Source organism: Mesoflavibacter sp. CH_XMU1404-2, assembly GCF_037029465.1.
Taxonomy (GTDB): Bacteria; Bacteroidota; Bacteroidia; order Flavobacteriales; family Flavobacteriaceae; genus Mesoflavibacter.
This window is the reverse complement of record NZ_JAYMEM010000013.1, coordinates 1,938-9,820: the sequence shown is the minus strand read 5'-3', so window position 1 is coordinate 9,820 and position 7,883 is coordinate 1,938. Positions and strand designations below refer to the sequence as shown.

At 31.2% G+C, this 7,883-nt stretch carries 5 protein-coding genes; all 5 read right to left on the bottom strand.

Annotation, left to right across the window (positions count from 1 at the left end; genetic code table 11):
- Window positions 1–1,929 precede the first annotated feature (1,929 nt).
- The 5 genes from WA327_RS07830 to WA327_RS07810 all read right to left on the bottom strand — a co-directional run bounded on the left by WA327_RS07830 (window position 1,930) and on the right by WA327_RS07810 (window position 7,820).
- Entirely contained in the window at window positions 1,930–4,671 is a 2,742-nt protein-coding gene (locus tag WA327_RS07830; protein WP_336068334.1) for a hypothetical protein, read from the bottom strand.
- The gene (locus WA327_RS07825) at window positions 4,610–5,425 is read right to left on the bottom strand and encodes a GLPGLI family protein (protein ID WP_336068331.1); all 816 of its coding nucleotides are present in this window, start codon (window positions 5,423–5,425) and stop codon (window positions 4,610–4,612) included. The genes WA327_RS07830 and WA327_RS07825 overlap by 62 nt, the downstream gene beginning before the upstream one ends.
- A gap of 24 nt (window positions 5,426–5,449) precedes the next feature.
- Window positions 5,450–5,701: a hypothetical protein gene (locus WA327_RS07820; RefSeq protein WP_336068329.1), complete on the bottom strand. Its 252-nt coding sequence runs from the start codon at window positions 5,699–5,701 to the stop codon at window positions 5,450–5,452.
- A 305-nt stretch (window positions 5,702–6,006) separates the two neighbouring features.
- Entirely contained in the window at window positions 6,007–6,642 is a 636-nt protein-coding gene (locus WA327_RS07815) for a hypothetical protein (protein WP_336068326.1), read from the bottom strand.
- 584 nt (window positions 6,643–7,226) lie between these two features.
- The gene (locus WA327_RS07810; protein ID WP_336068323.1) at window positions 7,227–7,820 is read right to left on the bottom strand and encodes a hypothetical protein; all 594 of its coding nucleotides are present in this window, start codon (window positions 7,818–7,820) and stop codon (window positions 7,227–7,229) included.
- Window positions 7,821–7,883: the final 63 nt, after the last annotated feature.

The window sequence follows — 7,883 nt, the reverse complement described above, 5'->3', positions numbered from 1 at the left end:
CAGTCCATTTTAGTAATCTCAAATATTGTTTTATTCATTTAGTTTCTCGGTTTATTTACATTAACCACAACGGTTTGGTATAGATTTAGTTGCGGCTTAAAATCCGAAGGATTTTCAGCATTAAGCAACTAAGATAGTAAATTGGTATGAATTTCCGAAAGGAAATTCAGTAGCAATTGAATATATACCTTGTTAGCTGTAGTATTGTTTTATTTTATGTGATTCAGCTGGCGAAATTGTAGAAAGAAAACTTATTTTTATTCCACTTTTTTTTGCGCAACATTCCGTTTTACCGTTTCCGTTTTTTTAGTTTCTGTTCCGTTTTGAGCGACAGAATTCGACCGCAATTTATTCAATTCCGTACGAGTCAGTTTTAGAGTTCAGTTCCGTTTACCGTTTTAAAATTCAGATCCATAACAGGCTAAAATTCTGTTTTCAATTTTTTAAAGTTACGTTGCTAAAAATCAACACGAATTGAGCGTTTTTGGTTGATGCAATATTACAGCTAACGTATTTGTATAAGATTAGTTGCGCTGAAAATCCGCTAGGATTTTCAGATTGAGAAACTAAGATAGCAAAAATGCGAGGATTTTCCGTAGGAAAATCAGAAGCAATTAATTTTATACGGTGTTGTAAATTGTAGCATTTTCAGATTTGTTATTCCGTTTGAGTGAAGTTCCGCGTTTGAGTAAATTCAGATTCAGGATTTTTCCGCAACAATTTTCAATCCGCAAGAGTGAGATTCCGCTCAATATTTGTTGATTCCACGTTTTAAAATTCCGCAAACTGGCTCAATTCCGTTCGAGTGAAATTCCGCGTAGAGTTTGTCAAATTCAGAGTTTGAGTGGTTTTCTCCGCGTAATAATTCAGAGTTTTCTTTTTCAGAAATCTGAGGTTTTTTGAGGTTTGCGATTTTCCGCGTCTGAGTGAGCGCTATGATTTACAACGGTTTTGGCTATGATTTCGTTACGGAAAAATGGGTGACCATTTTTCCGGTGTTGACCGAAAGATAGCAAAAATGGATGGAATTTCCGCGAGGAAATTCCGCCGTAATGAATTATAGCCGTTGTTGGCTTTTAGTGCTTTTATAATTCATTCCGTTTTTTGTTTTTCGGTCAGCTTTTTATTCGGATTTTTTTAATTTCCGCTTTTAATTCATTCCGCAAACTTGCTCAAATTCCGACCGTTTTTTAATTCAGGTTTGAGTGCGCAATTCCAGCGTTGTTTTTCCAGTTCCGATTACGCAAACAAGCTAAAAAGTCAAGCGTAATTCAATTCAGATTTTGAGTAAGGAATTCCGCTGTTGTTTTTCATTCCACGTTTGAGTGATAATTCCGAAAATTTTTGAAATTCCGCGCACAGTTTTTCTGATTTATCTACCTTAAAATTCTAAAAAAAAAATCCGAAAATCAAACCAGGCTTTTTTCAAACCGCAAACTTGCTTCAGCATTAAAGCCAACGGTCTGGTGTATGATTTCGTTGCGTGGTTTAAGCACTAAAGTTAGCAAATAAATCATAGATAGAAAATCAGCGAGGACTTTCGTAAGTAAGCCTTTTACCAGCAATGAATTATACACATTGTTAGCTGTAGTAATTGGTTTGTTTTTATTTGTTTGAGTAAATTTTTGAGTGTTAAATTCCAGTTTTGAGTCATAAAATACTGATAGAAACAAATTCAGATTTTTAGTAAGATTTCGTGCGTTGTTATTCCGATTCCAATAGCACTAATGAGCTAAAAAATCCAGCGTGATATAAGTCAGGTTTCGAATGAGAAATTCCGATTGAGTGAGCTTTATGAGTTCAGTTCAGCTTAAAGTTCCGATTACGAAAATACTCTACGTTATTAAATCATAAACCAAATAGAAAATCCTTGAGAATTTTTATAATTAGTCGAGAACTAGCTATAATTTTAATTTAAACTTATAATACTCATAATGAATATGTGAAACCTATAGTAAATTGTCTTGGGCGAAGAGAAAACTGAGAGGTGTTTACAAAGTTTGCTCTACTATATGTAGTAGTAAAAAATGATGTGTTAAATATATTTATGAGAGATGCTCTTAAGTATACTTTCTTGGATGGTTTATAAAAAAATGATGTATTAAATAATGTATTATTATTTCTTTCATCACTTGTTGAAGTAGAAGTCCTAGAAGATTCTAATCCAAAATTTATCCTGGTTGACTTACTTGTGTAGAAATCCAAATCTATTGTTTGAAAGAAATTTAAATTACTTGCATTATTATCTGGTAATCGTGAGTTTCCAATATTAAGTCTTGCATCATATTCTATGGCATACCAACTTCCACTATCAAAACTTAAATCTAGGTTTATACTATGTCTCGAATTGATAGTATTTAAAAAGTTATTATTAAAGAATAGTTCATTTTCCGTATAGCTATACGTATAAGATAAATTTGAGTTGAATGACCCTAAGAATCCTTTTGATAAATTTAAAGTTAAAGATGCATTCTTTGTAGTATTAGGTCGTTCTATTACATTAGTAATTATAAAGCCGTCATCATTAAGTTGATTAACAAAAGTTACTTCTGATTCAGTTTCTGAGAACCTACCGTTCATTTTAAAGAAGAAACTTTTTAAAATATCGCTATAATTTAAAAAATGAGAAATGGAATGTGATTTGGTTTTATTAATAATCTCTGGGTTTTGTGTAAGAGAATTATAGTTCTGCAAAATTATGGCAGGGTAAAGTTGTGAAAAATTTGATATTCTGTTTTCTTTGGAATAGCTTATCCCAACATTCCATTTAGTATTAATTATGTAACGAGCAGAAGCAAATGGTTGAATCAAAAAGAAAGACTTTTGTTGATATATTTCATTGTTTTTGTCGTCCACGTTATTTAAGTTTATAAAATCTCCCGAAAGCCTCCATTTTAATTTTAATTTCCCTAAGCTTAGTTTTGTTTCGACTTTAGATATAGAAACAAATCTATTGTAATTATAATCACTTGAAAATGGAAAATCTTGAGATTCTAGTTCAGGTAATACTCTTAAATCGCTTTGAAAATTAATTTTACTATATTGTATCCTTTGATTAACATTCCATTTTAGGTTTGATAACTCAAAAGCGTAATTCGAAAATCCACCGATATTAAATTCATTAATCCTTATATCCTGATTTGTCCTATTATTTATTGTGTTACTACTAAAAACACTTTCAAAAACAGGAGGTATAACAAATAGGGTTTCAAAGCGACGATTATATTCTACTAATAAACCAGACTGAATAATATTATCCTTTGATATAAGCGTTTTAAGATATGTAGTGTTATTCATCCTGAATTCATAATTTTCATAATTAGCATTTATACTATTGCTGTTAAGGGTAGAATTTTCTAACCCTGTGTTGTCTTGATATTCAATTATTGTATTGTTTTTCGCATAAAAATTTCTTTTATTAACCTCTTGGTTAATCCCAAATTGGAAGCGCTGTTTTCTCAATTCATTTTTTGCTTGATTAACAACAACACTGGAATCATTATCAATGATAAATGTAGAGGAAGAATTTTTTTCTATTACGCCTAATTCATTTATATAATTTAAATTCCATTTAAGAAGGGTGCTGTCATTAATTTTATGTAATGCATCATTGGTTATCGAATAAGAGTCATTATCAAGCCAAAATTTATCCGATATTACAACACCACTAATATTTGGGGGTCTGATAATCGGATTTTTAGCTAGCCTCATACCCAAAACATTTAAATCCTCTATTGTTAAATTACTACTTATGTTTCGTAGGGTCTTACCAGTATTATTAAACTTAAGGCTACTGATATTCTGAAAATTATCTTTTAGGTATATGGGAGTTCCTTCCATTAAACCAGTTATTAGAGGTGCTCCTATATCTCCTTTTATACTGCCAAAAACTAAACCTACACCCTCCTTTATTTTTAAATTAAATGCTACATCATCACTTTCAGTTCTACCAATGTTAATGCGTTCATGATTATGTCGTTTCATGATATCGATTTCTTTTACAGCATCAGCAGGAATACCTTGAGTGGCAATATTGTATCTTCCTTCCAGTAAATCAACACCATTTATATACAAATGACTTATAGGCTTATCTTCATATCTGATTTGACCATTTTCACTAATGGTAACTCCAGGAATTCTATTGATAACATCTTCAATTGTATAATCTTTATCAGCTTTTATGCCTTTAACATTATAGGTTATAGTATCTCCCTTAATTTCTAATTTTCTTGGAGATTTCAAAAGAACCTCATCTAATTGTTCTAGTCTTTCAATAAGTTTAAAATTTTTTGTAGCACTTTTAGATGGTACTTTTAACTTTTTGGTTTCGTATGCCATATGTCTTACAACTAACCACAAGCTATCTTTTGGATAGTTTTCCTTGAGTTTGAGATGATATTTTCCATCATCACCAGAACTATAAAAAGCTATAATGTCTGATTCATTTATAGTTGAGCTCGCAATAATTATTGTATTAGGCAATACTTGACCTTTTGAATCCTTAATTACTCCTCTTATGTGAATATCTTGCGATATAGCAAAAAAAGGCATCCAAACTATGGATGCCGTTAATATCATTTTTAAGATAAAACAATATTTTTTTTCTTTATCAATTACGCTCAATAAAATTTCTGATTTTTGGCTTACGATTTGTATTAATGCTTCCTCCATCTATACTTGAGACAATAAGTTCATGATTACCTTCTTCATTCCGATTCATATACTTCAATTTCTGATTTAAAGACATTTGATAATACTTATTTCTAATCGATAAAAAATCTTTTCTATCTAATTCTTGAAATTTATCACCATCCTCGGTTATGAAATAGTTTAAGGTGTTATTATTAATTTCAAAATCTCCGTATTTTATTGCATACGCTTTAAAACTAAATATATTTTCAGTGTCATAGAGCTCAATTATGAGACCTGGCAAACCATGAAATTTATAGGGACCACTATTCAAAGCAATTTCTGAAGTAAACCATGCTACCCATTCTCTACCAGCATAATTTATAATAGCTTTTTTACAATTATAACCACTGATTTGCTTTTTTTCATTAATCAATTTCCAATTACTACTTATTGGCTCTTTAAATTTTAATAAATCATTTCCTATTGTCTCATAATGGGTTATTGAGTCATTACTATATGCAATAAAACTATACACTGATAATCTATTTGACATTACATCTGTGATATCAAGCTCTCTTACACGTTGTATACTATCAAGATTTATCATTTTTTGATAGGTAAAAATACTACTTTTATTATTGTCAATAATAAGAGTAGTATTTTCGCTAACCAGTTTTTCAGAATTAGAGTGCTTTTTGTAATCGAATTGATACATTATTTTTACATCATTCTTTTTATTAGAATTAGATTGAGAATGACCTAAAAGCATAAATGTTATGACAAGAAAGGACAAAAAAACTTTCATACTTTATACTGTTTAACAAAGCTCCTCCATAGCATTAGCTACTGCTATTGCCTCCCTAAAGTTAAGTGGTCTTCTGAATGTACCATTTGTAGACTCAGCAATTGAGATATCGACAGATAAACTACCTGTAGGCTCAAGTTGAACATAAAAACAACCAGACATGCCACATGAATTAGAAACTTGTGTAGCTTGTTCACCACATTGAGCACTGGTAGAAATAGTAAATGTAACAACTGCTACTAATGTTAAAAAGATTTTTTTCATTTTTAAAAGTTTAATACAAATTATGCTTACTTAGTTAGGGCATCAGCTTTCCCTTATCGTGTTTCAATTATACGAAAAATATTTCATAAACTGTACATTTTTAAATAATTAACTTATAAAAAACAAATTTCAGTTTTTATAAAAACCGTAGTTTGTGTCACGTTATTACAGCTAACGTGTTTGGCTATGATACGTTGCGGAAAAATCCGCAGGATTCTTTCCGCCGTAGCCGAAAGATAGTGAATTGCAATGAAATTCCGATAGGAATTTCAGCCGCAATGGATTATAGCCGTTGTTAGGCACAGTTATTTTAGTTCAAATATTTCTTTTCCGATTTCTTTTTCGGTCAATTCAGTCGCCAAGTAAGTTATTTTAAATTCCTCCGTTTTGATTGAGAATTTCAGATAAGGTCTTTTGGCAAGCTCATAATATTCATTCAAATAAAAATCATTGTGGTCAGAATATAATTCAGGATTGATTTCTGGACTTTCTGAATTGTAGCAATAATTCAAAGTCACATTTTGATTGTATTTGCTAATAGCTTTGAATTCATAACACTCACAATCTAAATCCATTATTTTCTGATTTTCTATTTTTCCTTTCTTTAATAATTTCAGCGAGTTTACTTTTGTATCTAAAGAGTCAATTTGAGAACTATTTTTATTAGTGAAATAGAGTTTAGCTTTATTCCTATAGTAAAATTGAGAATCAGCTCCAAATTCAGCACTATTCAGATGAATTCTACGGAAGTTTCCGTTTCGAGAATAGTACATTAATAAACTGTCACCATACTTGTCATTCAATTGTTTTTGAAATCCGTCTGGCGCTAATTCAGTTGTTGTGATTTCGGTTGAGAACTTTATAATTCCCTCAAAGTTGTTTTGTCCATTTGAACTACAACTTGTTAAAATCAAAAAAGCTAATATTATTAATCTGTTCATTTTTCTAATTGTGCCTAACGTTAGCGTATAAATTTCAGTTGCGGAAAATCGGCACGATTTTCCGATTGAAACTGAAAGATAGAAAATTGCAATGAATTTCCGTAGGAAATTCAGCCGCAATTGAATTTATACATTGTTGGTTGCAGTTATAATTCAGTTTTTTGAGATTCACTCAGCGTTTTGTTTTGCGTTTTGCTATTCAATTCCACGTTTTATTCCGCAATTTTTGGAATTCGATAGAGTAGCAGTGATCAATTCACGTTTTTTAATTCCGCACGAGTTGGTTTCAGCGCACAATTCCGTTTTACATTTTCAATTCAGCGTCACGTTTCGGATTCGAGTATTAAATTCAGTTTCCGTTATGTTTTTTTGCGCAAAGTTCCGCTGTTTTCAAAGTTCAGAATTCACACAATTTTCACACTTAGTTTTTAATTCCGCTATTGTAACCAACGGTCTCGTATAACCGTCAGTTACGGGATTAAAGTTAATAATTTTCGGTTAAGAACTGGCGTTAGCAATTCCGAGTGGATTCGGACGCAGTCGAATCCGCCGTAATTGCGGTTATACATTGTTGCCCACAGTTTTTATTCAATTAATGCTTTTTTCAGGACTTCTTTATTTTCATAATTCCCATTATCTATAATTCGGTAAACTCTTTCTTTAAATTTATCCAAATCCGAAAGTGCCATTTCCAATTCACCAATAAATTCCGATAACTCAAAGGACATTTTTGTTTCTATGTCTTTGTCTTTTGGATTTGTTTCATAGTATTCTGATAATTCAATTTTGCTCCCAATGTTGCGATAAAAAACGGAAGGATGTCCAATCCAAATTTCTTTCCATTTTTTTGTTGTTTCCGAGATTATTTTTTTCCAGTTCAAATAGTCATTTAATTCGCTACAACATTGATGTTCAATTATCAGGTCATCATTTTCAATTCGCAAGCCACCATCTAAAGGTACAACTTGGTCGTAGTAATCTTTGGGTTCTATTTCGTCTATATGTGCTTTAATAGTAGCAACAATAAGTTCATCCGTTACTTTTGATAAAATCAATTCATTGTTGTACTTGTCGACTTTAATTAATGCTCCAATTTCAGTCGCTTTTTTATAAAGTTCTGTATAGTTCCATTCTTCTTGAATAGGCTCTGAATATAATATGAATTCGATTTTTCTCAAATTGTGGGCAACGGTCTCGGCTATGAGTAGTTGCGTGGGTTAGAACTTAACTTTGCAAGTACG

What these genes read in the sequence shown, in the direction of transcription:
- WA327_RS07830 (WP_336068334.1), bottom strand. Translation starts at nt 4,671, where the DNA reads ATGGAGGAAGCATTAATACAAATCGTAAGCCAAAAATCAGAAATTTTA.
- WA327_RS07820 (WP_336068329.1), bottom strand. Translation starts at nt 5,701, where the DNA reads ATGAAAAAAATCTTTTTAACATTAGTAGCAGTTGTTACATTTACTATT.
- WA327_RS07815 (WP_336068326.1), bottom strand. Translation starts at nt 6,642, where the DNA reads ATGAACAGATTAATAATATTAGCTTTTTTGATTTTAACAAGTTGTAGT.